The sequence below is a fragment of the Paenibacillus sp. JT31N17 genome, assembly GCF_056269255.1.
Genome location: NZ_JBWDNP010000001.1, coordinates 559,823 through 586,821, shown reverse-complemented (window position 1 = coordinate 586,821; position 26,999 = coordinate 559,823). Strand labels below are relative to the sequence as shown.

The following is a 26,999-nucleotide window of genomic DNA, read 5'->3' as shown; positions in this document are numbered from 1 at the left end:
ACGCTTACCATTCGATCAGGTTGGTCTCCGTGACCGGCTGGCCCGCATCCTTCGGAATACGGAATGTCTTGATTTCGCATGGGCCAAAATCCGCTTCAATGGTCCGATTCCATTTCGGCAGCGAAATGACAGCCCTTGTGCCCGTTCTGGTCGTTTCATACGCGCGGACAATAAGATCGTCGTTATCCTCGGACTTCTTCACGACGCTGACCAGCACATTATCCTTGTCGACCCACAGGAACGAATCCTTTTGCGGCAGATCGCCTTGATGATACGTTTCGATCACCGTGACCGGACGCTGGTTCAGCTCTGCGGCGCGCTTGACGGTTCCGGCTGTTTCCCAATTGCCTTCATGCGGGAGAATCGAATAATGCACGGTCTGAATGCCCTGGTCGATAAACGAGTAATGTCCCGTCTCCGATGGAACAAGCGGATCGTGATGGGCATATATCGGGCTGCGCAGCATTGTAATCGCCATCTCTTTGTTATGAATGCTGTAGCTGTATTTGGAATCATTCATCAGGCTGACGCCGTACAGCTTGTTGTTCTCTCTCGCGATGCCCGAGTAGTCAATCCACGATTGACCCGGCTCCTCCTCGCCATTATGCTCCCGCTCGATAAAGCTGTATGGCTGCTCGTACGTCTGGCGGGTAAAGATGAGGTTGACCGGGAATACAAGCTTGAGCATCTTGAACTGCTCGCGCCAATCAATCGTCGCCTTCACGTCAATCTGGTCAAGCTCCCTGTACATCGTGAAGTCCTGCACCAGATGGGAGCCGCCGTACCTGCTCGTGACGCGGATCACGGATTTGACCGGTCCATGCTCTACGAGCTGAACGCGGGCGGCGCCAAACGCACCGATTGCCTTGTTGAAATGGAACACATTGTGACTCCATGTATCCGTCTTGTCCTCGATGACGACGGGCCTGGCCGCTGCTCCCCGGAACACTTCAACCCCGCTGCGCTTGTCGCGGAGCGAGACGATGTACCCGGTTGCCGGGTCGAATTCGAGCCGGAAATGGTCATTCTCCATCGAATAATCATTTGCCTTGATCGGTGCTGCCGCTGCCCTCGGAGCTGACGGATTTGTTGTAAATTTATAGACCCGGTAACCAAGCGGCGGAAGCTGCGCGATAAAGCTCAGGCGAAAGCGCCCGTTGCTGGTGGCTGCCGGTTGAACCTTCTGGAACGCAACCGCACGTCCCTCGTCATCCACGAGCACATGCTCGTCCTTGAAGCTGCCGACTTCAACTTCAACATGAACGCGGCTCTCCCAGGCATGAGGATTAAAGACGACGACCGGCTTCATGTTCTCCTCCTCCTCGATATTGATATTCCAGGACAGCGATTGAACGGCATAATTCAAGCCTCGTGCAGCAATAGCAAGAGATTCGCCATATTCGTTGCGCGCATCGTCGTAAGCCGATTCGATGCTCGTCCCTGCCAGAATGTCGTGGAACTGGTTGAACAGGATGTTTTTCCAGGCGCGGTCAAAATTCTTCGGATAAGGCTGGCCAGTCGTCCAGGCGGCGATCGAGGACAGCTTCTCCGCTGTTACCATCAGATTTTCCGCTCTCCGGTTCCAGTGCTTCACCCCGGAATGGGCGGCATAGCAGCCGCTTGCATGATGCTGCAGGTCGTCGTGGACGACAGGAAAGGGCAGATTCAGCTTCTCCATATCTTCGAAGAAATCATTGGGCGAGCTGAATACAAGCTCCAGACTGTCGTCTTCCTTCTGCAGCCGCTTGATGCTGTCGATGTTTTCCCTTGTCGGGCCGCCGCCGTGGTTGCCGACCCCGTAGAAGCTCATCAGCTGGTCGAACGGGGCCTTGAGCTCGCTCTCGCAGCGCCGGATGTGGTTCTCCAGATCCTTGCCCCAGGAGCAGTACTCGAACAGGATGCGGAAAGCCAGCACAGACGAACCGTCATCCGCTTCCCATTTGAACAACCGGCCGGGCAGCCCCTTCTCATTGGGCATAGGGCGCATCATCACATAATAATCCATGCCGCTCTTCTTGAGGATTTGCGGCATCATGCCGAAATGGCCGAAGCTGTCCACATTGTATCCGACTTTGGCGGTAACGCCGAACTTCTCCTTGAAATACCGCTGGCCGTATAAGCCCTGCCGGACGAATGATTCGCCGCCGGGGATATTGCAATCCGGCTGAACCCACCAGCCGCCGACAATAACCCAGCGCCCTTCGGCGACACGGGCTTGAATCTCCCGGAACATGGCCGGGTCGTTCTCTTCCACCCATTCGTAATTTTGTGCGGAGCTGGATGTGAAGACGAAATCGTCATACTCCTTCATCCGGTCAAGCGCCGAACGGAACGTCGCTTTCGTTTCCTGGAACCCCTCCTGCCATGGCCAGAGCCAGACAGGGTCCAAGTGGGCGTTGCCGATCATGTACAGCTTCTTCTTCTCATTCTGCTTCATACGTTCATTCACACTCCTGGGAGAATATATAGGATAAAGCCTGTTTATATCTGCCTGATCATCTATTACTGGTTTGTCTGATAATCGAACGATTCCGCTTTTCCGGCGCAGCCAAGGAAATTCAACATTTTATCCGTAACGGCTGCTTCGACCGCTGCGCGGCCTTTTTCCAGATCTTCAGGCGAGAGGTTCCTGCACGCCTCATTCGTCATGCGCTCTTCACGCCCGAGCGCGCCCAGGAACGCAAGCTCCAGGTCCGTAGCAATGTTCACCTTGCTGACGCCGCCGCCGGGAAGGGTAATCGCCTTATTCATCATCTCTGCCGGCACTCCCGATCCGCCGTGCAGCACAAGATGAACCGGGGTCAGCTTGCGGATCGCCTGCAGCCGGTTGTAGTCGATACTCGGCTGCTTCACCATATAGACGCCATGCGCAGTGCCGCATGAGACCGCAAGAGCATCAACCTTGGTCTCATTGACGAACCGCAGCGCTTCCTGGGGATCCGTGTACAGTTCCTCGTCATGATCCGTCTCGACAAAATCGGTCGTTCCGATCATCCCAAGCTCCGCCTCGACGGAAACTCCGTTTCGGTGAGCGTACTCTGCCGCTTCCCTGGAGTCGGCGATATTGCCCTCCAGCGGTTTCTCCGATGCATCGATCATGACCGATGTGAAGCCTGCGGCAATCGCGTCTTGTATGACTGCCATATCCTTCGTATGATCAAGATGAAGCACAACGGGAACGGTAATCTTCTCGGCTTCGATGCAGGCATAAAATTCATCTGCGAACTCTTTGGGCGTGATGCTGTAGCGCACCAGCTCCTTGCTCGAAATTTGAACAATAAGCGGCGACTGCGTTTTTTGGCCTGCCCGCAGGACGGCTGCAATTATCGGGGTATACCGGGGCGAGAATGAGCCCAATGCGTAGCCCCCCTTTTCTGCCTGTTCCATTCCTTGTTTCAGCACAACAACGTTAAATGGTTTCTCTCTCTTCATCTTTCTCCAGCTCCTTCGTCAATTGTCTATATATATCCCTCAGCGGCTGCTGAATGGCTAGATATCCATGTTCAAAAATCCGACAGTACGCCTCGCGGTGCCTGTTGTCCGGCTTATATACCCGCGCCGGCCTGCCGTTCACTGCGCAGCGGACGGCATCCGCAGCGTCCCGGTAGATGCCGGCGCCGATGGCGGCCGTCAAAGCGGCGCCCAGCAGCGTCGCTTCATCCAGATCGGGCACGTCGATGCGGCACCCGGATATATCCGCTTTAATGCGCATCCACGCCTCGTTTCGGGTGCCCCCGCCAACAGCGACAATACGTCCGCCGGCTGTGCCCGAAGCACGCGCCGCCGCTCTGCGGATCGCTTCCATCTGGAATGCCGCGCCTTCCAGCACAGCCTTCAGCAGATGAGGCTGACCGTGGTCTGCGGTTAATCCGATGAAAGCGCCGCGGGCATTCGCGTCCGGCATCGGCGCACCGCAGCCGGACAAGTATGGGAAATACATAATATTCGTCGGTCCATCCGGCGCCTTATCCACCAGACGGATAACGTCCTCATAAGAGAGGGGAACTTGTTCCCCCAGAATGCCTCTCATCCATTCAATGGACCCGCCCGAAGCGGAAATGCCGCCCATCCAAAAGGACAAGCCTGGCACGATATGAAGTCCATAGGAGAGACCCGAAGCAAAATCCTCCTTCGTCAGAGGCCGGTCCGTCTCCATGCCGACAAGCGTCTCCGCTGTCCCGATGGAATCGTAGGTATCGCCATCGTTCACAGCGCCGACAGCGATCGACGCCGCAGCATGATCATGGCCGGCGACCGCCACCGGTACGCCGCCCGGAAGGCCAGCTAGTGAAGCGCCCGGCCCGTTTGTACGGCCTATCGCGGTTCCAGCCGGAAGCGGCTGCGGAAAAAGCGACGGACTCATGCCAAAGTGTCTGATCCAGTCCTCATCCCAGCATTTGCTCCGAATATCGAAGGCAAATGTGCGTCCGGCAAGCGAATAATCCGTCGCCATTACGCCTGTCAGCCGGTACGCGATATAATCCGCGGCTGACAGCCATACCGAATGTTGAAGAACTGCCGCTTGGTTCCGGCGCAGCCACAGCAGCTTGGCCAGACCATACTTGAAGCTGGACGTCAGACCGGTTGACTGGAACCGGGCGAAGGCGTCATCCTCTGAGGCGATATCCTCCGCTTCCTTCGCAGAGCGGCGGTCGAACCAGGGGATGAACATGGTTTTCGGCTCACCCGTGCCGGCATCCACCAGTACGCCGCTTTCCGCCATGCTGGCGATGCCAATCGCTGCAATCGGCAGCTCGTTATTGAGCCCCCGCCCCCCGTTGCCGTTTCGTCCTCCATCAAAAGCTCCGGCGACCTCGCGTATGCAAGCGGCAATCGTCTGCCACAGCTCCTGCGGATCAAAGAACGGCATGCCATTCCGGTCGCGGCCGGTAATCGTTGGCCTGCCTGCGATCCGGATAACGGATCCGTCCTCGCGGAACAGGCCCGCCTTGCAGTTGGTGGTGCCTATATCGATGCCGAGCAGGCTCATTTCCCGTCTCCGGCCAGCAGCTTCTTCACGCTCTCCATGCCGGACCGGGGGCTTGACAGAAACTTGCTCCGCGCAGCATCCGGCAGCTTCGCCACAACCCGCGCCATTGAAGCCTGGGCCAGCACAACGACATCGGTCAGGCCAGCAAGATCCATGAGCGTCTTCGCCAGCTCTTCGTCATGCCCCTCGCGGTCTCCCTGCATGAGCTTCCCGTATGCCCGATCGGCAAGACCCGGAACCAGCTCCACCTCTTTGCCCGCCTGCGCCGCTTTCTCTCTGATCAGCTGCATCGTCGGGCCGAGCGTGGTTTGCAGCGTGGCCGCCACTCCGATCCGGTCTGCGCGGCGTACTGCCTCACTGGCCATCGCCTCATCGATCCGGAGGACCGGCACACTCATCCGGGAGTCAGCCCGATCGGCCAGCTGACCTACAGACGAACAGGCACTCAGAATGACGTCGGCCCCGGCCTGCTCAGCGAACTGCGCGTAATGCATCCAGCGGTATTCAACCGCCGAGAGATCCCCGCCATTGCCGGCAAGCTGCGGCAGAATCGAATCATCCACGAAATTGAAGATTTCAATTTCTCCGATCACCTGACGGGCCAGCTCCTTGAGCGGCTCCACTGTCACGGGCGTCGTATGAATAATGGCAAGCTTTTTCACATCAACAGCTCCTATCCTGTATCCCGCCAGATTGTCATGCGATGTCCGGCGGAAATTTCTTTTTTGCAAAAAGCTTTGCTACCCCTTGGTCCCGGACGATATATTCATCCCTTCGATGAAATAACGCTGGAAGAAAAAGAATAACGCGATCACCGGCAGCATGACCATAAGCGAGCCCGCCATCAGATAATGCCACTGCGTCGTTTCCTGACCTTTGAACGATTGCAGTCCGATTTGCAGATTGAACATCGATTCCTGGTTAATGTAAATGAGCGGTCCGAGGAAATCGTTCCACGCGCCCTGGAAAGTCATAATTGCAATAACGACAACCGCCGGTTTGGCGAGCGGTATCATAATTTTCCACCAAATATAATAATGGTTTGCACCGTCGATCTTGGCAGCCTCGATCAATTCATTCGGTATCGACATAAAGAATTGGCGGATCAGGAATATCTGATAAGCCGCCCCGAAAAAACCGGGAACCGTCAGCGGCAGATAGGTCCCCACCCAATGAAACTTGGAGAACATGATATATTGAGGAATCAGGGTTACGAAGCTTGGAATCATCATGGTTCCCAGCATGACCGAGAACAACCAGCCCCGCCCGGGGAACTTGATCTTCGCAAAGCCATAGGCGATGAACGTGTTGGACAATACATGCGATATAACGCCGACAGCGGCCAAAAACAGGGTATTGAGCGTATAACGGGCAAAATTGCCTTTGCTCCAGGCGAGCTCGTAATTCTCCCAATGAATCACCTTCGGAAGCCAGGTCGGCGGGAACGACATAATCTCGGTCAGCGATTTAAGCGAGGTCGAGATCATCCACCATAGAGGCAGGAGAATGATGATGGAGAAACCGATCAGTACGAGCAGCAGAATGGTCCTCCCTATTCTTTGCTTTGTCCTGCGGCTTTGAAAGTAACGGGTATCGGGAGCAGCGGTTCTGACGCTCATCGGTTATCCCCCCCTTCGTAGTGAACCCAATATTTAGACAGCAGCATATTGATTATCGTCATTACGATAACCACCACAAACAGGAACCAAGCCATTGCCATCGCATAGCCCATGTCATACACCTTGAAGGCCTTCAGGAACATATGCAGGTTGAAGAATAACAGCGAGTTCACGGGAGACCCCGGAGCGTTCATATCATTGGACATCACATAACCTTCCTGAAAAATCTGAAAAGCTCCGATCAGGTGGGTGATGAGCTCAAATAAAAGCACGGGCGTGATCATGGGAACGGTAATATGCCAGAAACGCCGGATCGTACCCGCACCGTCGATCTCGGATGCTTCATACAGCTGCTCGGGCACATTTTGGAGACTGGCCAGATAGAGCAGCATCCCGCCGCCGACGCTCCACAGCTTCATGAGAATAATAGCCGGCTTCGTCCAGACCGGATCCACCAGCCAGGCCGGACCGTCCACGCCAAACCAGCCGATCATGACGTTAATCAGGCCCGTCCCCGGGGTCAGAAGCATTTGCCACAGGATATATAAAGCGACGCCAGAGAGGATGGAAGGCAAATAAAAGACCGTCCGGAATACCTTCATGCCGGGAATCTTCTGATTCAGCATAACGGCCAGCAAAAGCGAGCCGAGCGTGGTAAGCGGCACACTGATGACGACATAATATAACGTGTTGTACAGCGACTTCCAGAACAAGGGATCATGGAAGAACATATTGGTGTAATTTTGCGTTCCGATCCATTCCTGCCGCGAGGTGATATCGTAATTGGTAAAGCTCGCATATAGCGAGAAAATCAGCGGACCGGCCGTGAACACCAGAAAACCGATGATCCATGGAGATACAAATATGAAGCCCTGTCTTGCTTCCTTGCGCTGCTGCAAGCCCATTCTATTCTTATTGGCGGCTGAGGCCATGGTCATTCCCCTTTCTGCCTGAGTCGGGAGGCAATGAATGAGGAGAGCGATTGTTTGGCAACCACTCCCCTCAAGAGTATGGCTATTGATTTTGTTCCAACAGATTTTCAACGTCCTTCTGAGCTTTATCCAGCGCTTCCTGCGGAGGCACCTGGCCCAGAATGGCCGCATCCCGATTCGGATTGATGAGGTTCAGGAAGTCTGGCGCATTGACCGGCGTCGGGAATATTTTGGTGACTTCCATATTGTCGACAGCCGCTTTATATACCGGATTCTTCATCAGCTCCGGATCGTTAGCCGCTTCCTTGTTCGCTACACTGTCAAAGTTCTTTTCCGCCCAGTAGGTTTGAGCCGATTTATCGGTGAGATACTTCATGAACTCCCATGCTTCGTCCGGGTGCTTCGCGCCCTTGGGAATTTCCACAACGAAGCCGCCGCCGACGCTGTAATGCCCGGAGCCGTCCTCCACCTCAGGGATCGGAGCAACCCCATAGTTCAGGTTCTGGCCGTAATCGCGGATCTGCGTATAGAACGTTGTGGCTTCTGGCCAGATCGATACCTGACCGGCGATAAAAGGATTCGCCTGCTTGCTGCCGAATGACGCTTTGAAATTATCCAGGTTCTTCTGCCCGATCCGCTTGGCATTATCCAGCACATAATTCATCGCATCCAGATGCGCCTTGTCGTTGATGACCGGCTTGCCGTCCTGATCAAACCAGTTGATGCCTTTGTCAAAATTCATCGCGATACTGCCCCAATCGAAGCCTCCATACTGCGGCGAGTAACCGACCCGGGTGTATTTGTCGCCATCCTTCTTATCGAGCTTCGCCGCTGCTTCTTCAAGCTCGGCCCATGTATTCGGGAACTTCTCCGGATCTAGGCCCGCTTCCTTGAACTGGTCCTTGTTGTAGAACATCATTCTCGTGTCTGTCGTAAAAGGAAGTGCGTAAGCTTCGTCTTTATAAATAACGGTATCCCATAATTGCGGGAAGAAGCGGTCTTTAATATCGTCTTTCTTCAAATATTCGCTCAAATTCGTATTCTGGTTCTTATCCGCGCGCTGGCTTGTGGCGTTGATGTCATTCACGATCACATCCGGCGGATTCCCCGCGGCCACTGCTGCCAGCTCTTTGGTCCAAATGTCGCCGAACGGATAATAAGTATGTTTGACTGTGATGCGGTCCTGCGATTTGTTGAAATCGTCAATAATTTTCTCGATGATTGGCTTGCGTGTCTCTGATCCCCAAAATGTCCAGAAGTCGATTGTGACCTTGTCCTTCGAAGATCCGGTTGAATCCGCAGAGGTGTTGGTGTTGCCTGTGCCGGTGTTGCCTGTGCCGGTATTGCTTGTGTTGCTGCCGCACGCCGACAAGAATATACTGGCGCCGAGCATGGTCGCGAGAAGAACAAACATTGATTTTTTCAGCTTCATTTACAGCTTCCTCCCCTTTTTCCAAGCCATCCGGCAACAATATTGACGGATTATGACGCTTTTCTCGCTCATATTGTTGTTTTTCGTGGCTTTAAAATTAAGATACCCAATTTATAGCGTATTGTCAACGCTTTCTTTTCTTAAAAACCATGTAATCCACCATTTTTAAAGACGGATAATGACGTTTTGTTCTGCCCTGCCTGTTTTTCAGCTGCAAAAAGAACCATCCGCAGTGAACAGCATCTGCGGATGGTTGCTTTTGAGTATATTCGTTCATTTCCGGCATCGGGAAGCCTTGAACACTAATTCGGGCTACCTTCTAATTTGCATTGCATTTTAGTTAAGTTTTAAATTCTCATCAGTCACTTACTTTTACGAATTACCATAATACAAAATCTTTTCCTGCGTTTGGCGGACATTGAATCATAGGAGTAAGCCCCAATACCATTATTTTAGGGCCACGTTCCCGCGGAAGGTAAAAAACGCAACTCAACTAATGAGCTGCGCTTAATTGTTTAGTATTCAAGGTACTTATAGCTAACCCAGGTCCAATAATTCCGGGTCAGACTGAAGTCGTTTGAAGTATGTGGTACGACCTTCCAAAAAACCATATCACCAGCTGTTACATTGATACTAACAGAATCAATTGCACCCAATGAACCATGATCTATCCCAAATCTATCGCCGCGTTGACCAATTTGAGCTATGTCATAATTCTTGTAAAGTGAAGCCACATGCAATGTTGCAATAACGTTCCCACCCCTGTTATTGGTCCATCTATAAAAATCCACGTCATCGGACGAATCCAAATAGCCGGAATAAAATTCATTGGTGTTTTTTAATATTTCCCATGTTGTTACCCCATCGTCATAACTGTCAGCCAACACAGACTGAGAGGATAATAATATACACGCACAAACTAGTGTTAAGCAGAACCATTTTTTAATTTTCAATTTTATTAGCTCCCCGTTTTTGAATTAAGCATGCCATGGGTTTCCATAATAGCTTTTTCATTTTCATAAATAGACCTCCCTAATTGGTTTTACCGTCTACCCAGATCATCCCACAGATAACCATGTGCTATAAGAGTCCTTATCCTTATTTTCATGTCGAATCGTGTTTGATCGGCAAATGCACATATCTTTCGCCATACACATGTCAGCATGTTAGCTGAGGCTGGCGTTGATCTGTCAACAATCATGAAGCGAGTTGTCCATGATAGTTCCAAGACGGCGCTGAAAATCTATTTGCACATCACTGAGACGATGCAAATGAACGTTCCAGAAAAGATGAATGTTCACTTCTCAGGTCTTCTAAAAGGCGCTTATTTTTGCAAGGAATGCGACCTTCTCGTGACCTTTATACAAAAACGGGACCCAAAAAGGTCCCGTTTTCCTTGATTAATAAGGGTTTATTCCTGTTCAAAACATCATGGATCTCATATAGCCTATCGTAAATTTCACGCCCTTGTCGCCGAGCTCGCCGTGCCACACCTTGGAATGCGGCTCGATGCTAAGGCCGCCCTCATAGCCGCTTGCATACAGAACAGCCATGAACGTGCCCCAGTCCGTCTGATCCAGCCCGGCAGGAGGATCGTCAAAGCGAATTCCGTCAATGATGACGGAGCCTTTAATATGAACATGGCGGAACCGGCTGCCCCATTTGCCCGCCTCCACCAGATAATCGCGGCCCGCGTAGCGGGAATGCGACGGATCGAATTTAATGCCGAGCTCAGGCAGATGACCGTGGATGATCGTCCATGCCATATCATTATCGACAAAATTATTCCATTTGCAGTTGTATGAGGATATGACGACGCCTTTTGGCGTCCCGTATTCAATCAGTTTCCGGAAATAGTCGATGGCAAGCGTCACGTTCTCGTAGTAGGACAATTCTTCTACATAGTTGACGCCGCACACGAAATTCCGGCAGCCAAGCTCCGCCGCCGCATCGATCAGCGCATAGGATGCCTGGAGCTCCTCTTCCACAATGCCTTCTTTGGCAATCCTGTCGGTGCCCCATCGCCCGACAGAGCCCACCTGCACCCCTGTTTGCCCGCTTGCCTCTTTTAATACAGGCACGCTGGCGATGAATGCGTCCAGGTCTGAGCCGATATTGATGCAGAATTCCAGAAATTCAAGGCCGGTTTCCTTCGCCTGATGAAAGCTGGCTGCCTCAGGAGAGGCAATGATGCCCAATTTCATGGTTAATCCTCCCGTATTTGGATGATCGGCGGAGCATGTCCGCCGTTATCAACCACTTTACCTCTGACGGACCTGCAAAGATATGCTGGATATAGCCATATTTTTATCCCCTGTTAGCTTTTTCCCTCCAGCTGCGAAGAATTTCACCCTCAGCCTCAGCATCGCAATGCTTCTGGATTACTTCTCGTTTGCATCAATCGGACGCTCAATGTATTCAGCATACTCCAAGGCGAACTGTTCCAGCTGGCTATCGCTGACGCCCCTTATGCCGCTGACGATGTGAGGAGTCCTGTAGAGCATACCCACCAGATTGGCCGTTGCCTGGAAAGGCCGCAGCAGCTCACTGTAGGAATAATGGTGAAACCCTCCCGACTGATAAGAGGCGGCCCCCCCTCCCGAGGAAATTGCAATAACAAGCTCCTTCCCGTGCAGCTTGTCCCCGCCTGTTCCGTAAGCCCATCCTCGCTGCAGCACAGCATCCATCCATTTCTTCAGCAAGGAAGGCGAGCTGTACCAGTAGAAGGGAAATTGAAGCACGATTCGCTCATGAGTCTCCAGAAGCCCCTGTTCCTGTTCAACATCAATAATCTCATCCGGGTATGCCTCATACAGCCGGTGCACAGTGACATTTCCCCTTGCCTCCAGTTCTTCCGCCAGTCGTTTGTTGATTCTGGACTGGCCCAGATTGGGATGAGCGATGATTGCGAGAACTTTTCCTATGGTCGCCATTTTAAAAAAACTCCTTTATTTAAGTTTATTTTGTTATTTACAAAAAACTGGAATCGTACTCGTTTCTTCATATGATGTATGTACATACATCATATAAATAAAAAAATTAATCTTCTTCCAGCTGCACACTCATGGCTTCAATTTCTTTGGTCATTTGCCTGGAGGTTTCCAAACCAATTAAAGCCTCATATCGCATATGCATGTTTTTCGATGCCTGTCGGATTGTACCCTCGAGCTCTTTGGCTTTGACCGTTGGATAAAGAAATACATTCTTCCCCTGTACATTCCGTTCTACCAGCTGCTTGCTCTCTAATTTGTCTATGAAGCGGGTAAGCGTGGAAGATGTGACGGACAGCTTCTCTGACAATTCCTTATGAGAGATGCCCGGTGTGCCAATTACAAGGCGGATGAGATACCCGTACATCGGTGTCAGGCCCGTCATCGCGAATTCATCCTCCGCCAGTTTGGTTATGGCGCGGCTAAGGCGGTTAGCCGTGAAAAACAAGCAATCGTGAAGGAAACTATCGTCTGCCATGTTTCAGTGCCCTCCTTTCGCTCTAGCCATCATTGTATGTACAACGAATATAGATGAATTCCTGCATCTTGTCAATAGGATCTGCCGCTCCTCCGGTTTGGCATAAAAAAGGAAGAAACCTGCCTCGCCGACATTGACGGCTGAGCAGATTTCTTCCTGGATTTTAGCAAAATCCACCTGTTAGGATGCTTCTAACATGAATATGTTTTCATATCCGAAGCGAGGTATACCCTTTCTGGACCGGCAACCGACTTGCTCTCCCGGCCGCAAGCGGGTCATGATTTCTTGTCAGGACTTCCCGCCTGCCTGCAATTCCTCGCTCCGGTCAGTCGCCGGAGGCGGGGCAATGGACAAAGCGGATATCTCCGCCCGACGTTCGGGAGTCATGACGATATCGGCAGCGCCAAGCAGCGGACTCAACTGCTCCATATTGCGGGCGCCGATGATCGGAGCGGTAATGCCGGGATGCGCCATGACCCAGGCAATAGCCAAAGCTGCGGCATGCTCTCCGTGCTCCGCAGCGTACTTGTTGAAATCGGCGGCTGCATCAAAATAAGCCTGCCCTTCATATCTTTTTTGTGTGCCGACCTGCTCGATGAACCTTCCCTGCGCCGGCTTTTGGCCGCTGTTATATTTTCCTGTCAGCAGTCCCGCCGCCAGCGGGCTGTAGCTGATAACGCCCAGCTGCTCGGACTGCGCCAGAGGCAGAATTTCCACCTCAGCCTGGCGCTTCACCAGATTGTACATCGGCTGGATGCATTCAAAACGGGCCAGCTCCTTCTGGGCCGAGATGCCAAGCGCCTTGGCTATTTGCCAGGCGGCCCAGTTGCTCACAGCCGGATAGAGGATTTTGCCCTGCCTCTGCAAATCGTCCAAAGCGCGCAGCGTCTCTTCCATAGCTGTACGCGAATCAAAATGATGCACGAAGTATATATCGAGCCAGTCGGTCCCCAGCCGCTTGAGGCTTCCTTCGATCGACAGCATCATATGACGCCGCGACATCCCCCCGGCGTTCACATCCTTTCCCGTCGGGAAATAGAATTTGGAGGTAAGGACAAGATCGTTCCGGCTCCCCGCTATACATTTGCCCAATATCTCCTCCGAGCGGCCACCGGCGTAAGCATCCGCGCAGTCGAAGAAATTGATTCCCGCCTCCCGGCAGCTCTTGAACATATCCATCGACGTTGCTTCATCCGCAATGCTGCCGAAGGACATCGTTCCAAAACAGAGGCTCGACACCTGAATGCCTGTTCTGCCTAATGTGCGGTAATCCATGAGTTCACCTTCCAGAAAGTATATTTGTTTGTTCCGCGAGGTTTGCACAGACCATTCGAACAGTACCGCCGTTCCCTATTTCTCAAAATTCGGATCATTCTCGCTCAGCCAGACGCGAAGCGGGGCATCCTCATCCGTTGGCGTAAAATAGCCGTTGCAGTTCACTCCATCCCCGAGCATCTGACGGCGGATAGGATCGCTTTGGGCAAGGAGACTTGCGACTGTCATATTGTCTTTCGTGCGAATCCATCTGTAAGCGTAGCCATAGAAAAGCACCTTGCGGGTAATCTCCGACCAGTTCGGACTTGCCGAATGCCACAGACGCCGGTCAAAAAACACCGCCGTTCCCGGCTTCACCCGCACCGGTATTGCACCTTCGGGCTGTCCGTCGCCATTCTGCGGGAGAGGCATCTCGTCCTTCAGATGACTGTTCGGGATGATCCAGAAGTTCCCCCGGTCCGGCTCCGTCATATCCGACAGGAAGTAAGCGACCTTGAGCGAGAGCCGCGGACGCGGGTGAGTCTCGATATCCTTGTTCACCCTGCCGCTGTCCTGGTGCCAGCCGAAGGTTTTATTGTTTTTCGGTTGACCGGTTGGCGGGGTGACGATCAGATGGCAATGGTACAAATAAATATTCCAGCCCAGCAATCCCCATACCTTGGGCAAAATTTTCTCATAATCAACGAGATCCAGAAATAATGGATGATCCGGAATAAAATCAGGATGGAACATGGCCTTGTTCGGTTCCAGCCCCTTCTCCAGACTATCTGCGTGAATGCGGTCAACTTGTTCGGTCAAAGCTGCGATTTGATCTTCCGAGAGAACGTTTTCAATTATCAGGTAACCGGTTTCATTAAATGTCTGGCGTTCTTCCTCCGTCAGCGAATACTGGAGAGAAGTTGAATCCATTGGCATTTTAAACAACCTCCTAATAAATTTATAATCCATCCATACTCTGCCTATTATTTCACAGAATGAAGTGTATTGCCATGAATAATATTCTTTTCCTCCGGATTCGTAGAAGCAAACCCTCACAAATGAATGCTCAAAAACCACCGTACTCATGCAATGAGCGGTGGCTGCTGTTCTGTATAAACATCCAGTGATGATCAATATTTATAGATTCTTGCTATCATCAGGAGCAGAACCGCCGGCATCAGGCTTCTTCCTCGGGACGACCCGGGCCGGCCGTTCCACCCAGTTCTCGCGGTTCATCCGCATGACGCGGTTTCCCCGTGTATCCGGAACTTCGCTGCCCCCTTCGGCTGCGCCCGCCTGGATGCCCGAAACGGCATTTGCCTCCGTGGAGGCTGCCGGGGCTATGCTGCCGCTCCTGTCTGACTTTCCGCCTCCGCCATTATGTTTGCCTTTATTCCATACTCGTCCTTTACTCATAGAAGCACTCCATTCAACACGGATTAATTCCTTCATCCTAACATACCGGTCATACTGGAGGAAAGACATTGGACAGGGAAAGATTCCAATACAGCAAAGCATCCTGGAAATATATCAGGACTCCTTTGCTGTTTACAGCAAAGCATCCTGGAAATATATCAGGACTCCTTTGCTGTTTACAGCAAAGCATCCTGGAAATATATCAGTACTCCTTTGCTGTTTACAGCAAAGCATCCTGGAAATATATCAGGACTCCTTTGCTGTTTACAGCAAAGCATCCTGGAAATATATCAGGACTCCTTTGCTGTTTACAGCAAAGCATCCTGGAAACTTATCAGGACTCCTTTGCTGTTTACAGCAAAGCATCCTGGAAACTTATCAGTACTCCTTTGCTGTCTACAGCAAAGCATCCTGGAAACTTATCAGTACTCCTTTGCTGTCTACAGCAAAGCATCCTGGAAACTTATAGGATACTTCTGCCGTCTATAGGCTTAAGGGGTGATGATTTTGTTCAAGAAACGGGTCTTTATTGTCCTTGGCTTGGTTATCATGTTAAGTGCCGCTATTACTGCAAGACCGGAAGCCGTCTTTGCCTGCTCCTGCGCCCTTACACCCGCTGCTCAGCAGGTAGAGGATGAGCTGGAACGCAAATCAGCAATTTTTGCAGGCAAAGTGACGAAGGTTACTCCGCCAAAGCAGAAACGAATGATGTCTTCAGCAGATCTCGTCCAGATCGGGTTCGAGGTAACCAAAGTATGGAAGGGCAAGGTTGGCAGCCGCACAGCCGTCTACACGGCAATGAGCTCGGCGAGCTGCGGATATGAGGGTTTTCAGATCGGCAGCGAGTACCTCATTTCCGGCTACGAGAAATCGGGGCATCTGGAAACCACAATTTGCGACATGACTCTCCCCCTGTCATCGGCGAGCAAGCAATTGGCGGTTCTGGGAACCGGATATCCACCGTCTCCTGTAAACGCGCCAGAATCCGCGATGCTCGAACAAGAGGGCGATCATGCGGAGATACCCGATGACTTCTCCTCCACATTGACAATCCTGACAGCGGCTGTGATATTGATTGGCGGCACCATCATAATATTAGTGAGAAAGCGACGCCGTTAGATCACTTTCAGATGTTCATGCGAAGATGCAAAAAGGCACCAATCCCCTCGGATCGGTGCTTTTTGTCTTCATCAATGCCATTTTAAATAAACGATAATTTATCCAGCATTCTGTAGAGCATCAAAGCTGTCTCCGCTCTGGTGGATAAGGCATCCGGCTTGAAGGCCCCGTCCTCATCCCCTTGAATAATGCCAAGGCCTGTGGCTTCATTGACAGCCTCCTGTGCCCAGGCGGAGATTTTGCCGGAATCGTTGTAGGTTCCCGGCTGTGCCGGATTGACCGCCGGAGTTCCGGCGTAATCAACGGCGCGCATCAGAATAGCCGCCAGTTCTTCACGCGTGATCGGGGCATCCGGTTTGAACGATCCGTCCGCGTAGCCCTGTATAAGCCCTGCCTGATAGGCGGCAAGCACGCTGGAATCGTACCACTGGCCCGAAACATCCGGGAATACGGAGTCACCCTGCTGATTTTCAAGGCCTAATGCTCTGATCAACAGCGCGGAAACCTCCGCACGGGTGATGGCTCCTCTGGGATCGAAGCCCCCTGCATCCCGGCCTTGGACGATCATCTTGGATGCCAGGAGATTCACAGCCTGCTCTGCCCAATGCTGATCCATATCCGGGAAGCTGACCGGATGCTGGATCAGAGCAAACGTCCCTGTTCCCTTGCTCTTGATCGTGACGATTGTTTGTCCGTTAGCGGCCTCAAAGGTCGCTGGCGCGAAGCGGTATTCTCCCTGTTCATCGAACCAAACCGCCGATGCCGAATCGGGGATCTCCGTTTTGTCCACAGTGATTGTTCTTTCCACATAGCTATCAAAGGCAGTCACAGGAACGGACTTGCCTTCTCCATCAGCAATAAATAATTGGAAACGAACGGGCTGCGACAGCTTATCCTTCTGGAATCCGCTGCTCAAACCGCCTTCGTCCGAAGAGTCCAGCTGCTGGGCTACGACCTCCAAATGCCACTGCGATCCTTCCAGACCGGCTGCGGCAAGCCGCTTCTGCAAATCAAGCTCGCCAAGCGGAAGCTTGATTGCGGCGGCTGGAAGCTGGAATTCTACGATGCTGTCCGGATTTGCCGTTCGGATTGCGTTCAGAAGCCCGGCGGTCAGCTGGAATCTTCCCCCGCCCTCTCCTGCTGCCAGGGTCACGATGCCTTCCTTGACCCGTTCCATGTTGACTTTGACGGTTAGTTTATTGCCCTCTGGATCAATCAGATCCAGCGTGTAATCGGATGCAGAATCATCCGTGCCCGGGTCCGGCAAGACAGAACCGTTCCCTCCGGAGCCCGGATTACCGGACTGGATTACGACAATGCTGGCCTCGGCAGCAAGTCCGCCATAGGTGGCGGTCACAACGGTTTTGCCGCCGGCCGTTCCTGTCAGCTTGCCGCCCTTCTCTGCGCTCGCAACCGATGGATCCGCTATTTGATACTGCGCATATTCAGAAATATTGGACTCGGTCCCGTCATCGTAGACAGCCGCCACCTGCGCATTCAGCGATTCACCGTTAATGATGGCATACTCCGGCTTCGAGAAGCTTAAGCCTGACAGCTGCGGGGCTTCCGGAGTGTCTCCAGCCTTTACATGAATCGCCGCCTGAGCAGCGAATCCATTGTACACGGCGGAAATGACCGTTTCCCCTTGCGAAACGCCGCTTATGCTGCCGTCTGCGCTCACTTGTGCAATCGTCGGATCAGCCATCGTATACACGATGCCGTCCGCAATCACAACCTGACTGCCGCCCTCATAGGTCGCCGTTACAACAGTCGGCTTCGTTTGACCGACCTGCAGCGAATAATCATTCTCGGTGAACGCGATCCCCAGCTGTGCGGAATCGGAGCGGGGAACGGTCAGCATAAAGGTCCTGCTTGCTGCCGCTGCTCCCTTCTTGATCAACGCCTCCAGAGTGACAACAGCATCCTCTTCCGTTCTGGACGGCCGGGTAATATTCCCCGTCTGCGGGTTGATAATATCCGGCCGGGTTGAAGTCCAGGTGATCCCGGAGCCGGCGGCTCCCAGAGCAGGAAGCGTGACCGGCCGGGTGACGCGATCGGCCTGATCACCTTCTGCCAGCCCAACCGCAAGCTCCGTCTTATCCTGCTCCACTGCCGCCAAATCCTCATCTTCGACCGAGGTTACGCTGAACCTCAAGCCGTCCACCAGCATGTAGGCTCCCGATTTCTTCACGCCCTTGATCGTATGCGGACCATTGGTTAATCCGGAAATACTGAACAATGCTTGCTGGGTCTGACGGCTGTCGCTGTGCGCGCTCACCGTTTGCTTGAACTCATTGTCCACATAAATATCGATGTCCCCGAGTGAAGAGTCTTTGGCCGAGATAAAATCAATTCCCGTACCGGTAAAGGGATATTCAAAATAGTCGCCATTCGCTTCGGTGGCATGCACATCATTCTGGTAATCTCCGCGCAGGGAGAAGCTCAGGTAAGTGGTGCCCACCGGCTGTGAAGCCAGGTATTCTTTCTTGATCGTGACCTGATTGCCGGATGCCGTATAGTCCTCTCCCGGTACCAGTGCCTCATTGCCATTGGATATGCCAAGCAGGCCGCTTCCGTCGATGGCAAGCGCAGCCGTCACATCGGCTTGTGCCGGTCCCGACTTGTCGAAGCTTGCCGTATCCGGACTAATCAGGTCTGAGACACGTACCCGCAGCTGATCCAACAGCATATAGTAGCCATTTTTCTTCACGGCCTTGATGGTGTGGGGACCATCGGCAAGACCCGCAATGCTGAACACGGGCTGCTGAACCTGCCTGCTTGGGCTGTAGGCGCTGACGGTTTGCTGCAGCTCTCCATCCACATAAATATCCATATCGCCCTGTGAGGAATCCTTCTCGGTAATGATTTCAATACCGGTTCCCTTGAAGGCATATTCGAAGGAATCGCCGGTAACCTCGGTGTACTGCACATCATCCTTGTAATCGCCGAGACCTCTGTTGCGGCCAAGCTGCCACGCGCCGTCGTAGAATATGTCCGGATCATCATTGTTAACCGGAATATAACGGCCGCGCGCCGTATCTCTAACCGTTACCGCCAGGGTCTGAGGCTGGCCTGCACTGAAGGAGAAGGTTAAATTCGCCATTCCGATCGGCCGGGCGGCCAGATATTCCTTCTTGATCGTAACCACGCTGCCGGAGACCGTGTAATCAGTGCCATCTATCAACGGCGTTCCCGCATTGTCTATCCCGCTAAAGCTGTTCGCTCCCAGTGTCAGCGTCGTCGTGATATCGGACTGTGCCGGCTGCTTCTGATCGAAGCTCGCGGCTGCCGGACTGATCGTGCTGTTCTGGGCAGTCGTATCGCTGATGGAGATGGACAGCGTTTGCGACGCGCCTCTGCTGAAAGAGAAGATCAGCTTGGCTGCTCCCGCCGGTCTTGCTGCAAGATATCCCTTCTTGATCGTGACCAGATCGCCGTCTGTCGTGTAGTCGGTTCCCGCTACCAGCGGAGTACCGCCGCTCGTAATGCCAGCCAGCGTATTGCCAGCCAGTATCAGCGTTGTCGTGACATCAGCCTGTTCCGCCGTGTTCTTGTCAAAGCTCGCTTCAGCCGGGCTGATCATGCTGTTCTGAGCTTCAGAATCCGCTACTTCGATGGCAAGAACCTGCTCGGCTCCGCCACTGAAGGAGAAGATAAGATTGACGGTTCCGACCGGCCTGGCAGCCAAATACTCTTTCTTGATCATGACCTGATCGTCCGTCACAGCATAGTCAGTGCCAGCTGCTAATGGAGCTCCGTTACCGGAGATGCCGCTTAACGTTCTGCCCGCCGCGATGGCAGCCGTAACATCAGCCTGTTCCGAAGCGGCCTTGTCAAAATTAGCGGATTGCGGGGCAATCAGATCAGGCAGTGTGACCTTCAGCTGATCCACAAGCATAAAGACACCCGATTTCTTCACCGCCTTGAGCGTATGCGGCCCGTCGGAGAGCCCCGCAATATGATAGACGCTTTGATTGGCCAACCGGCCCGCGTTTGAAGTGCTGACGGTTTGCTTGAAGTCCCCGTCCACGTAGATATCGATATCGCCCTGGGATGGATCCAATTCCGAATATAATTCGATTCCGGTTCCCGTAAACGGATATTCCATATATTCACCGTTGTTTTCCAGGAAATGCACATCGTCCTTGTAATCCCCGAGTCCCCTGTTGTAGCTGCGGTTCCAGGCTCCTTCATAACGGATTCCCGCATCGTCATCGTTGACGGATATGGAGCCGCCTGCGGAAGAATCTTTTATAACGAGGGTTACGTTCTTGTCAGCTCCCTTGTCGAAGCTGAAGGCCAGGCTGGTCGTTCCTTCCGGCAAGCTTGCCAGGAATGCTTTCTTGAAGGTGACCACGCTGCCGGCAGCCGTATAGTCGGTGCCCTCCTCCAGCGCAGATTCGTTCATGGCGATACTGTCCAGTTGATTTCCCCTGAGCTCCATCGTCGTTGACACATCAGCCTGAGCCGATTGTTTCTTGTCAAAGCTGATTGTCGGCGGATTGACGGCGCTGTTCCGGGTCGTCGTATCCTTGATTGTGACAGCAAGCGTCCTTGCTGCTCCGCCGCTGAAGGCGAAGGTCAGATTGGTTGTTCCAAGCGGCTGCGCTGCCAGATACTCCTTCTTGATCGCAACCTCATCATCCGCAATCGTATAGTCGGTGCCGGCCGTTAATACCGCAGCGCCATTCGTAATACGGATCAATTCATTTCCGTTCAAGGCGACCGTTGCCGTTACATCGGCCTGCTCCGATTCCTTCTTGTCGAAGTCAGCCGCAGACGGATTAATAGTGCTGTTCGGAGCAGCGGGGTCGCCTACCTCAACCGCCAGATTCTGCGAGGCTGCCGCCAGTTCGCTCCCGCCGTTGCGATGCCAGGAGCCTGTATACGAAATTCCGGTATCATCGTCATTGACCAGTGATGTACCGCCTCCGGCAGTCACTTTAAACAAACGTGAGCCGTGTGATGGCAAATCGACGGAGCTGTAGCCGGTATCAAACGATCCCAGCTCGGTATGGCTCCATAAATCGCGTACGGAGGCCGGTCCTGTAAGGCCGATATCGTTCCAGTTCACAGTTACCGTTGCGCTGGAGCTTCCGAGATTATACAGCCCCACCGTGTAGGTGCCATCACCGTTATTGGCATACCATACCTGCTGGTCGGCAGCCGTCGAAACAGGATGCGCCGGTTTGCCGGCCTGATTAACCGCGATGACCTCCTCATTGGTCAGCAGCTCGATGCCGTAGCTGTCCAGATTCGTCATGTCATTGCCGATATAAAGCGGCGCTGAAGACATCGCCCATAATGACATGGCTGTCCTCCGCTCATCAGGGGTGATGCCGTCCATCGCTCCATTCCCGACATTCAGGGAGTCAAAGTCATTCCACCCTCCCGCTCCTGCATGCCTCCACCACTGCTCCGCCTTCGGGAACAGACGGGCAATACTAGGCCATGCGGTCAATCCGCCGGTTCCGCAGTAGCATTCAATATCCCAGTCCACGCGCCATCCGTTCGCGTATTTTTTCCAGGTATCCGCATATTTGATATCGAGCGCCCATGACAGCTCAAGCCAAATATGATGCGGAGCCAGCGCCTCTGACCACGCCTTGACGTCATCGCGGGCATCAAGGGAAAGATCGGAGATGCCCGATCCCGGCGTAACGCTGTCGAATTTCAGAAAATCGACGCCCCAGGAGCCGAGCAAATCGGCAATGGAAGTGATATAGCTCTGCGCACAGGGCTGCGAGAAATCGATTTTATAGCCCAGGCCCCAATAATCCGCCTTTTCGAGCGGCATTTTCACAATGTCCTGCATATGGCAGGCAGTGCCGTAAATCGGCAGATTATCGTCCAGCGCTTGGGGAGACAAGCCCGGAATCATATAAAGACCGAATTTTTGACCGTTATTATGAACATGATCAATTACATCCTGAAGCCCGTCCGGATATAAGGTCGTACTGGGAACAGGCCGGCCATAACCGTCCATGCCCCCATTCCAGCCTGCATCGACATTTATGTAGTTGTAGCCATAGGCTTGAAGCTTCTCGTGCATGGCATCGGATTGCGCTTTGATATTGGCAGCGGTAATCCATGAGCCCGTCGTATAGACCTGCATGCTGTAGCTGCTCCAGCCCATATAAGGCTTCGCGCCAAGTCCGTTGTCAGCGGCCTCGACGGGGCGGGGCTGCGGCGTCAAGACGCCAATCTGGACAATAACAATGATCAGGGCGAGTAGCACCAAACGGGTTCTTTTCTTCCAATTCTGCATTATTCTACTCCTTTAGCTTGTGGAATTGGTGGCGCTCTCCATGTATTGGATGCTCTGATGCTCTACGTTTCAAAGCAGCTTCTTTTTCGCCGCACCTCGGGTCCCCCTCTCCTGTCACGCGGCATCAAGCCATCCATTTGACAGCGCTTTCTTCAGGTCCAATCATAATGGGTTTCTCTTCCATGAGGTAGGTACAATTACGTCATTTAGGTACAACTTTCCCCATTTCACAGGGTTCAATCTCTCGCGCAGCGACCAATTTTCCTGATTGTGCCAGACTGGACGAGAAAGAAACAAGCTCCCGCCGCTCATCGCGGCAAAGTTAGCTGCTGCACCCTCTAAAAGTCCGGTGAAAAAGACAGGCTGCTCGAACACGTCCTTTCGATGGTTTCAGAAAGTTCAACCGCCGCTGCGGCCATGTTCTGGTTGAATGCCCTGACAAAAAAACTCCACCGGCTTAAAGTCAGCCAGTGGAGTTTAGAATGCGGCAGCCCGCATCGCCTTTTTATTGGGATTTTCTCTCGATGACGCGGAAGGATGCCGTCGCCATGGAACAAAGCACATCCGCCGCGCTTCGGATGGTACCCTGCGCTGTGATCATTTTACCCGACATATGCACGATTTCCGCCTCAGCCGTCACAATTCCCGGCCGGGCCGGCGAGGTGAAATGAATATTCAGATTTGAAGTGACCATATCCTCCTCCGGTCTTGCGGCCATAACCACAAGTCCCATCGCCGAATCGAGCAGCGCGGTATGCACACCGCCATGAAGGATGCCGATTAAATTCAAATGATGCTCCTTGACATCCAGGGTGACAATAACCTTGTTCTCGTCCATATATGCCAGCTCGCAGCCCAGATAGCCCCAGAAGGTATGCCGGGCCTGCTCCGACAACTTTTCCAACCGATCATTCATCATGCTCATCGAATTCCTCCCCGGCCAAGGCTTACTCTATATGCTGCGCTCTATCACCCGGATTGTCAGTCTCTCTTTTCCTGCCGCTCCTCATCTTCCTCGATCAATTTGCGGCGCAGCACCTTGCCAGCCAATGTTTTGGGCAGACTTGCGGGGAATTCAACCAGATGAGGAACCTTATAGGCCGCAAGCCGCTGCCTGCACCATTCCTTCAAGTCCTTTTCATCCAACCTGGCCCCCGGCTTCAACACAACGAAAGCCTTGACCGTTTCTCCCCGGTAGTTGTCCGGGATGCCCAGTACCGCCGCTTCTTCAATATCAGGATGCTCGAACAGGACCTCTTCGATCTCCCGGGGGTAAATATTATAGCCGCTGGCGATAATGATGTCTTTGATGCGGTCCATCATATAGAAGAACCCGTCTTCATCCATACGCGCCATATCTCCGGTGTGAAGCCAACCGCCCTTGAGTACTTTCGCAGTCTCGTCCGGCGCATTCCAATAGCCCTTCATCACCTGTGGTCCGCTGACTGCAAGCTCGCCGATTTCACCGGCAGGGAGCTCATCCCCAGTTTTGGGATCAATGATTTTGGCCAGCGTGTCGGGAAACGGAATACCGACCGAGCCTGTCTTGCGCTTCTCCCACACATTGTTGGCATGCGTCACCGGGGAAGCTTCCGTCAGCCCGTAGCCTTCAATGAGACGCCCGCCGGACATCTCCTCAAAGCGCTGCTGGACCTCATGCGGCAGGGAGGCCGCGCCGCTGATGCACATATTGATCGAGGACAGATCGTAATTATGAATCCGGCTGTGATTAATAAGCGCAATATACATGGTAGGCGCTCCCGGAAATACGGTTGGCTTCACCCTGGAAATCAGCGGCAGAAGCTGGTTCACATCGAAACGCGGTACGAGAATCAGACTGCCTCCAAGCAGGACGGACTGGTTGAGCAGAACCGTCAGGCCAAATACATGAAAGAATGGAAGCGCTGCCAGGTAGCGTTCTTTGCCGGGCTTGCTCCGGTAAGCCCACAGACTGGTTTGGATCGTGTTGACGATCACATTGTAATGCGTAAGCATGACGCCCTTCGCCAGCCCCGTCGTCCCGCCCGTATACTGGAGCAGGGCCAAATCATTCTCGGCATCCACATCGGTATGCACGGGCGATCGGGAGGAATCATACATCAGCTTGACGAAGGAATGGACCCCGTCTTCATAGGCGACATCGAGATTCATTCCGTCCTTCTTCGCCTTGAGCGGGTACAGCAGATTCTTCGGGAACGGCAGATAATCCTTGATCGATGTGATGATAACATGCCGAAGCCCCGTTTGCGGTAAAATATCCTTCACCTTCCGGTGCAGCAGATCCAGCGTCAGAATGACGGAAGCGCCGGAATCCCGCAGCTGATGCTGAAGCTCCCGCGGCATATAGAGGGGATTGGTCATCACCACGACGGCTCCGGCCAGCAGAACGCCATAATAGGCAATAACCAGCTGGGGACAATTGGGCAGCATAATGGCCACCCTGTCCCCCCGTGCGACACCCAGCTTGCGGACGACATGAGCGAACCGGTACGCCCCCTCGAGCAGATCGGCATATTTCATGTCCTTCCCCATAAAATGCAGCGCCGTATGATTCGGATAATTGGCCGTTGACTGAATGAGAAAGTCGGCCAGATTTTTTTTGGGATACGGATAGGTTGACGGTACTTCCTTCGGATAATGAGACAACCACGGTCTATGTGCCATGCCCCTTCACCTCATTGGTATGGAATCGGGTTAATGCACGTAGCTTTCTGACTGAATGACCAGGGCTGCGATCTGACGTTTCTCCTGAATGGTGTTCAGGGATGTGCGGCGCGTCAGCTTCTTGAGAACCGAGAGCTGGGTGCGGAGCATATCTCCCACCTCAATGGCGGACAAGGTTTCCTTGGCATAACCTTCAATCGCCTGGAAAGCCTCGTGAATAAAGATCCGGGTCATCCGGATTGCCGCGGCCGACTTCTCTTCGCCTCTCCTGGCGATTCTCTGCTGCGTCCGAAGAAGCGCGCTTTCCATGGCATAAAGCTGAATCATGATATCCGCCAGATGGCTGAGCACCTCCTGCTCCTCCTCGAGTTTCATCTGGAACTTCTGAACGGCCGCTCCGCCTGTCATCAGAAAAATTTTCTTCGCCATGGAGACCAGATGGACTTCCTCCCCAATGAGACTATCGAACGTTTGTCCCGGCACCAACTGCAGCAGCTCCGCTTGAAGCGCCTGCGCCTTCTGGAGCAGTGGAAGCTCGCCCTTCATCGCCCGCTTGATCAGCGTCCCCGGAATCAGCAGACGGTTGATTTCATTCGTGCCCTCAAAAATGCGGTTAATGCGGGAATCGCGGTAGATGCGCTCGATGGCATATTCCTGAATGAAGCCGTAGCCGCCATGAATTTGTACGCCTTCATCCGCGATTTGATCCAATGTTTCGGAACCGAACACCTTGTTGATCGAATACTCCAGCGCATACTCGGCAATGGCTTTGGCGGACTGGACACCGGCTTCCGGGCTGTCGTGATCGATTTCACTGAGTCCGGCATCCATCAAGCCTGCGGTCCGGTAAACCATGCTTTCCAGCACATAGGTTCGGATATTCATCTCGGCCAGCTTCTTGCCGATCAGCGGGAAAGAGGAAATCGGTTTGCCGAACTGCGTGCGCTGATTGGCATATTGTGCGCTGATCTCAATCGCCTGCTTGCATGCGCCAAGGCATCCGGCTGCCAGCTTGAAGCGTCCGATATTCAGAATATTGAAGGCGATCAAATGGCCTTTGCCAACCTCCCACAGCAGGTTTTGGACCGGCACATGCACATCCTCCAGAATAAGCGGACGCGTTGACGAGCCCTTGATGCCCATCTTCTTCTCTTCGGGACCGAAGCTGACACCCTCCATGGTGCGCTCCACGATAAAGGTGCTGAAATCCTTGCCGCTTACCTTCGCATAGACGATGAAAATATCCGCAAAGCCGGCGTTTGTAATGAACTGCTTCGTGCCGTTCAGCACGTAATGAGTGCCGTCCCCGGACAAGCGCGCCGTTGTTTTGGCGCCAAGCGCATCCGATCCCGAGGAGGGCTCAGTCAGGCAGTAAGCGGCGATCTGCGTGCCCGCCGCCAGATCCGGCAAATATTTCTTCTTCTGCTCTGCCGTACCGAAGTAGACGATCGGCAATGTTCCGATTCCCACATGGGCGCCGATCGTGAGCGCGAACGATGACGCCTTGGACAAACGCTCGCTGATCAGCGTGGAGCTGACCTTATCCAGGCCCAGCCCCTCATAGGCTTCCGGCACATCCGCGCCCAGCAGGCCGAGCTCGCCGGCTTTTCGCATCAGCTTTACGGTCAGCTCGTAATCCAGCTTTTCGATTTGACCGTCGACCGGAATGATCTCCCCCTCCACAAAATCGGACGTCGTCTGCGCGATCATGCGCTGTTCCTCCGTCAGCTCATCCGGGGTAACGATCAGGTTGTAATCCAGATCGTCAATGACGAAGCTGCCGCCTATCACTTTCTTGCCTGTTTGTTCCATCTCTTTTCACATCTCCCTTCTATTG

20 protein-coding genes are annotated in these 26,999 nt (G+C 53.2%); 2 read left to right on the top strand and 18 right to left on the bottom strand.

The features are described from left to right. Positions 1-4: 4 nt before the first annotated feature. From AC0YOB_RS02530 to AC0YOB_RS02495, 8 genes are all read right to left on the bottom strand, one after another. Entirely contained in the window at positions 5-2,437 is a 2,433-nt protein-coding gene (locus AC0YOB_RS02530) for an alpha-mannosidase (RefSeq protein ID WP_475791405.1), read from the bottom strand. Positions 2,438-2,502: 65 nt separating this feature from the next. Further along, on the bottom strand, positions 2,503-3,432 hold the full coding sequence (locus tag AC0YOB_RS02525) for a class II fructose-bisphosphate aldolase (RefSeq protein ID WP_475791404.1): 930 nt from the start codon (positions 3,430-3,432) through the stop codon (positions 2,503-2,505). Further along, on the bottom strand, positions 3,410-4,990 hold the full coding sequence (locus tag AC0YOB_RS02520) for an FGGY-family carbohydrate kinase (RefSeq protein ID WP_475791403.1): 1,581 nt from the start codon (positions 4,988-4,990) through the stop codon (positions 3,410-3,412). Before AC0YOB_RS02520 ends, AC0YOB_RS02525 begins: the two co-directional genes overlap by 23 nt. After that, positions 4,987-5,652, bottom strand: coding sequence for an aspartate/glutamate racemase family protein (locus AC0YOB_RS02515; protein WP_475791402.1), 666 nt, complete (start codon positions 5,650-5,652; stop codon positions 4,987-4,989). The genes AC0YOB_RS02520 and AC0YOB_RS02515 overlap by 4 nt, the downstream gene beginning before the upstream one ends. Positions 5,653-5,730: 78 nt before the next feature. Next, entirely contained in the window at positions 5,731-6,609 is an 879-nt protein-coding gene (locus tag AC0YOB_RS02510) for a carbohydrate ABC transporter permease (protein WP_210043953.1), read from the bottom strand. Beyond that, positions 6,606-7,547 carry a carbohydrate ABC transporter permease gene (locus AC0YOB_RS02505; RefSeq protein WP_475785344.1) on the bottom strand — a complete coding sequence of 314 codons (942 nt, stop codon included), beginning with the start codon at positions 7,545-7,547 and terminating at the stop codon, positions 6,606-6,608. The genes AC0YOB_RS02510 and AC0YOB_RS02505 overlap by 4 nt, the downstream gene beginning before the upstream one ends. A 76-nt stretch (positions 7,548-7,623) precedes the next feature. Next, a complete protein-coding gene (locus AC0YOB_RS02500; RefSeq protein WP_475791401.1) occupies positions 7,624-8,973 on the bottom strand; it encodes an ABC transporter substrate-binding protein in 1,350 nt (449 codons plus the stop codon). Between the two features lie 515 nt (positions 8,974-9,488). After that, positions 9,489-9,926 carry a hypothetical protein gene (locus AC0YOB_RS02495; RefSeq protein WP_475791400.1) on the bottom strand — a complete coding sequence of 146 codons (438 nt, stop codon included), beginning with the start codon at positions 9,924-9,926 and terminating at the stop codon, positions 9,489-9,491. 210 nt (positions 9,927-10,136) lie between these two features. On the opposite strand from AC0YOB_RS02495, the gene AC0YOB_RS02490 reads away from it, so the two are divergent. Beyond that, complete coding sequence (locus tag AC0YOB_RS02490; RefSeq protein ID WP_475791399.1) at positions 10,137-10,373, top strand: hypothetical protein; 237 nt, start codon at positions 10,137-10,139, stop codon at positions 10,371-10,373. A 21-nt stretch (positions 10,374-10,394) separates the two neighbouring features. Here AC0YOB_RS02490 and AC0YOB_RS02485 read toward each other — a convergent pair whose 3' ends face one another. The 6 genes from AC0YOB_RS02485 to AC0YOB_RS02460 form a co-directional block, all read right to left on the bottom strand. Then, the gene (locus AC0YOB_RS02485; RefSeq protein WP_475791398.1) at positions 10,395-11,177 is read right to left on the bottom strand and encodes a sugar phosphate isomerase/epimerase family protein; all 783 of its coding nucleotides are present in this window, start codon (positions 11,175-11,177) and stop codon (positions 10,395-10,397) included. A gap of 177 nt (positions 11,178-11,354) precedes the next feature. Then, positions 11,355-11,906 carry an NAD(P)H-dependent oxidoreductase gene (locus tag AC0YOB_RS02480; protein WP_475791397.1) on the bottom strand — a complete coding sequence of 184 codons (552 nt, stop codon included), beginning with the start codon at positions 11,904-11,906 and terminating at the stop codon, positions 11,355-11,357. A 106-nt stretch (positions 11,907-12,012) separates the two neighbouring features. Next, positions 12,013-12,441, bottom strand: coding sequence for a MarR family winged helix-turn-helix transcriptional regulator (locus AC0YOB_RS02475; RefSeq protein ID WP_475791396.1), 429 nt, complete (start codon positions 12,439-12,441; stop codon positions 12,013-12,015). 288 nt (positions 12,442-12,729) lie between these two features. Beyond that, the gene (locus AC0YOB_RS02470) at positions 12,730-13,716 is read right to left on the bottom strand and encodes an aldo/keto reductase (RefSeq protein ID WP_475791395.1); all 987 of its coding nucleotides are present in this window, start codon (positions 13,714-13,716) and stop codon (positions 12,730-12,732) included. Between the two features lie 75 nt (positions 13,717-13,791). After that, the gene (locus AC0YOB_RS02465) at positions 13,792-14,631 is read right to left on the bottom strand and encodes a phytanoyl-CoA dioxygenase family protein (protein WP_475791394.1); all 840 of its coding nucleotides are present in this window, start codon (positions 14,629-14,631) and stop codon (positions 13,792-13,794) included. 201 nt (positions 14,632-14,832) lie between these two features. Further along, on the bottom strand, positions 14,833-15,111 hold the full coding sequence (locus AC0YOB_RS02460) for a hypothetical protein (protein ID WP_475791393.1): 279 nt from the start codon (positions 15,109-15,111) through the stop codon (positions 14,833-14,835). Between the two features lie 507 nt (positions 15,112-15,618). On the opposite strand from AC0YOB_RS02460, the gene AC0YOB_RS02455 reads away from it, so the two are divergent. Continuing rightward, a complete protein-coding gene (locus AC0YOB_RS02455) occupies positions 15,619-16,230 on the top strand; it encodes a hypothetical protein (protein WP_475791392.1) in 612 nt (203 codons plus the stop codon). 82 nt (positions 16,231-16,312) lie between these two features. On the opposite strand, the gene AC0YOB_RS02450 is transcribed toward AC0YOB_RS02455, so the two are convergent. The 4 genes from AC0YOB_RS02450 to AC0YOB_RS02435 form a co-directional block, all read right to left on the bottom strand. Then, positions 16,313-22,498 (bottom strand): X2-like carbohydrate binding domain-containing protein, encoded by a 6,186-nt coding sequence (locus AC0YOB_RS02450; protein WP_475791391.1) that lies wholly within the window; start codon positions 22,496-22,498, stop codon positions 16,313-16,315. A gap of 505 nt (positions 22,499-23,003) precedes the next feature. Further along, positions 23,004-23,423 (bottom strand): PaaI family thioesterase, encoded by a 420-nt coding sequence (locus tag AC0YOB_RS02445; protein WP_475791390.1) that lies wholly within the window; start codon positions 23,421-23,423, stop codon positions 23,004-23,006. A gap of 56 nt (positions 23,424-23,479) precedes the next feature. Continuing rightward, the gene (locus AC0YOB_RS02440) at positions 23,480-25,162 is read right to left on the bottom strand and encodes an AMP-binding protein (protein WP_475791389.1); all 1,683 of its coding nucleotides are present in this window, start codon (positions 25,160-25,162) and stop codon (positions 23,480-23,482) included. A 30-nt stretch (positions 25,163-25,192) separates the two neighbouring features. Further along, positions 25,193-26,974, bottom strand: coding sequence for an acyl-CoA dehydrogenase family protein (locus AC0YOB_RS02435; RefSeq protein WP_475791388.1), 1,782 nt, complete (start codon positions 26,972-26,974; stop codon positions 25,193-25,195). Positions 26,975-26,999: the final 25 nt, after the last annotated feature.

What these genes read in the sequence shown, in the direction of transcription:
- AC0YOB_RS02485 (WP_475791398.1), bottom strand. Translation starts at nt 11,177, where the DNA reads ATGAAATTGGGCATCATTGCCTCTCCTGAGGCAGCCAGCTTTCATCAG.
- AC0YOB_RS02530 (WP_475791405.1), bottom strand. Translation starts at nt 2,437, where the DNA reads ATGAAGCAGAATGAGAAGAAGAAGCTGTACATGATCGGCAACGCCCAC.
- AC0YOB_RS02460 (WP_475791393.1), bottom strand. Translation starts at nt 15,111, where the DNA reads ATGAGTAAAGGACGAGTATGGAATAAAGGCAAACATAATGGCGGAGGC.
- AC0YOB_RS02500 (WP_475791401.1), bottom strand. Translation starts at nt 8,973, where the DNA reads ATGAAGCTGAAAAAATCAATGTTTGTTCTTCTCGCGACCATGCTCGGC.
- AC0YOB_RS02470 (WP_475791395.1), bottom strand. Translation starts at nt 13,716, where the DNA reads ATGGATTACCGCACATTAGGCAGAACAGGCATTCAGGTGTCGAGCCTC.
- AC0YOB_RS02445 (WP_475791390.1), bottom strand. Translation starts at nt 23,423, where the DNA reads ATGAGCATGATGAATGATCGGTTGGAAAAGTTGTCGGAGCAGGCCCGG.
- AC0YOB_RS02525 (WP_475791404.1), bottom strand. Translation starts at nt 3,432, where the DNA reads ATGAAGAGAGAGAAACCATTTAACGTTGTTGTGCTGAAACAAGGAATG.
- AC0YOB_RS02510 (WP_210043953.1), bottom strand. Translation starts at nt 6,609, where the DNA reads ATGAGCGTCAGAACCGCTGCTCCCGATACCCGTTACTTTCAAAGCCGC.
- AC0YOB_RS02440 (WP_475791389.1), bottom strand. Translation starts at nt 25,162, where the DNA reads ATGGCACATAGACCGTGGTTGTCTCATTATCCGAAGGAAGTACCGTCA.
- AC0YOB_RS02435 (WP_475791388.1), bottom strand. Translation starts at nt 26,974, where the DNA reads ATGGAACAAACAGGCAAGAAAGTGATAGGCGGCAGCTTCGTCATTGAC.
- AC0YOB_RS02505 (WP_475785344.1), bottom strand. Translation starts at nt 7,547, where the DNA reads ATGACCATGGCCTCAGCCGCCAATAAGAATAGAATGGGCTTGCAGCAG.
- AC0YOB_RS02450 (WP_475791391.1), bottom strand. Translation starts at nt 22,498, where the DNA reads ATGCAGAATTGGAAGAAAAGAACCCGTTTGGTGCTACTCGCCCTGATC.
- AC0YOB_RS02480 (WP_475791397.1), bottom strand. Translation starts at nt 11,906, where the DNA reads ATGGCGACCATAGGAAAAGTTCTCGCAATCATCGCTCATCCCAATCTG.
- AC0YOB_RS02490 (WP_475791399.1), top strand. Translation starts at nt 10,137, where the DNA reads ATGTTAGCTGAGGCTGGCGTTGATCTGTCAACAATCATGAAGCGAGTT.
- AC0YOB_RS02520 (WP_475791403.1), bottom strand. Translation starts at nt 4,990, where the DNA reads ATGAGCCTGCTCGGCATCGATATAGGCACCACCAACTGCAAGGCGGGC.
- AC0YOB_RS02475 (WP_475791396.1), bottom strand. Translation starts at nt 12,441, where the DNA reads ATGGCAGACGATAGTTTCCTTCACGATTGCTTGTTTTTCACGGCTAAC.
- AC0YOB_RS02465 (WP_475791394.1), bottom strand. Translation starts at nt 14,631, where the DNA reads ATGCCAATGGATTCAACTTCTCTCCAGTATTCGCTGACGGAGGAAGAA.